Annotated in this window: 1 protein-coding gene and 1 pseudogene; both read left to right on the top strand. The window is 69.5% G+C overall.

Translation table 11 applies throughout. The features are described from left to right. Window positions 1-1,047 (top strand): acyl-CoA desaturase (locus ABZ815_RS52770; RefSeq protein WP_357711140.1); only part of this gene is annotated, 1,047 nt, incomplete at its 5' end. Between the two features lie 85 nt (window positions 1,048-1,132). Next, window positions 1,133-1,548: pseudogene (locus ABZ815_RS52765) on the top strand (serine/threonine-protein phosphatase); the annotation flags it as partial.

Below are 1,548 nucleotides of genomic sequence, written 5' to 3'. Positions count from 1 at the left end.
ATTCCCGATCATCGCATGACCGGCATACCACCCACCCGCGAGCTCACCCCGGCCGGCTATGACGGCAGTTCGCCGTTCCCTCGGCCTGCGACACCCGCGCGGGCCGGTATCACCCCGGTGACACTGACCGCCGCAATCGTGATCGCGCCGTTCCTCGCGCTGGGCGCCGGCATCCGGCTGGCGTGGGGAGTCGATGTCAGCCTCACTGACCTGCTCCTGGCCGTCGTCTTCTACGTCGTGACCGGGCTGGGGGTGACGGTCGGCTTCCACCGCCTGCTGACCCACCGCTCTTTCACCGCCCGTCCGTGGCTCCGCGCCGTCCTGGCCGTGGCCGGGTCGATGAGCTTCCAGGGCAACCTGATCGACTGGGTGGCCGTCCACCGCCGCCACCACGCCTTCACCGACCGGCCCGGCGACCCGCACTCCCCCTACCGGTACGGCACCGGTCTCGGCGGACGACTGCGCGGCCTGGCCCACGCCCACCTGGGCTGGCTGTTCTCCAGCGAACCCACCTCGGCCACGACGTATGCTCCCGATCTGCTGCGCAACGACCCGGCCATGCTGCGGATCTCCCGCGCCTACCCCGCCTTGTGCGCCGCCTCCCTCCTTCTGCCGTTCGCGGCGGGCTGGGCGATCAGCGGCAGCCTCTACGGCGGGCTGACCGCGTTCATCTGGGCCGGCCTGATCCGTATCGCCCTGTTGCAGCACGTGACCTGGAGCGTCAACTCCCTGTGCCACATGATCGGTGAGCGGCCGCACAAAGCCCGCCGCCATGACCGCTCCACCGACCTGTGGCCACTGGCCCTGCTGTCCTTCGGAGAAAGCTGGCACAACGGCCACCACAGTGAGCCCAGTTGCGCCCGGCACGGCCGCGGCGGCCGCCAGATCGATCCCTCAGCCGCACTCATCAGCCTGTTCGAACGCCTGAACTGGGCCAGCGATGTGCACTGGCAGCCCCCCGACGTCCTCGGCCACCATCGCACGGTGGCCGGCAAGCACACGCTGCGCACCAGCGCCCCGCGCCAGGGCGGAACCGAGAGGCGTTAGCCCTGGTCAGCGCGTTTGGGAGAAGCTCGTACAGCTGGGAAGAAGAACTAGTGCAAGGGGAAGGGCCTCCAGGGAAGGCATCGCGGTGACCGGTGATGGCGAGCAGATGCTGGGCGGCTTGCTGAGCGCCAGCCAACTCTCCTCGCTGGAGGATCTGCCAGCCCTGGTCGCCGAGTACGGGCGGTCGGTGGGCTTCTCCCAGACCATGATCTACGTAGCCGACCTGCAGCAGCAGGTGCTGGTCCCGCTGACCGGGCAGCGTGATGTGTTCGGCAATCCACTCGAAACGATCCGGATCGACGTCACCATGGCAGGACGTGCCTTCCGCAACATGGAGATCGTCGAGGCCCGCCACGTGCTGGATCCCGCCGCGCCCGAGACCGCGCCGACGTCACCGGCGGGCGACGGGCCGCAGCGCCTGTGGGTGCCGTTGCTGAGCGACACCGAGCGGGTCGGCGTCCTGGGAGTGACCGTGGCGCAGGGGTCGGAGAGCGTGGGGTT

The sequence above is a fragment of the Nonomuraea sp. NPDC047529 genome (assembly GCF_040642995.1).
In the GTDB taxonomy this organism is placed as follows: Bacteria; Actinomycetota; Actinomycetes; order Streptosporangiales; family Streptosporangiaceae; genus Nonomuraea.
The sequence above is the reverse complement of the archived record's forward strand: the minus strand, read 5'-3'. Positions and strand labels throughout refer to the sequence as shown.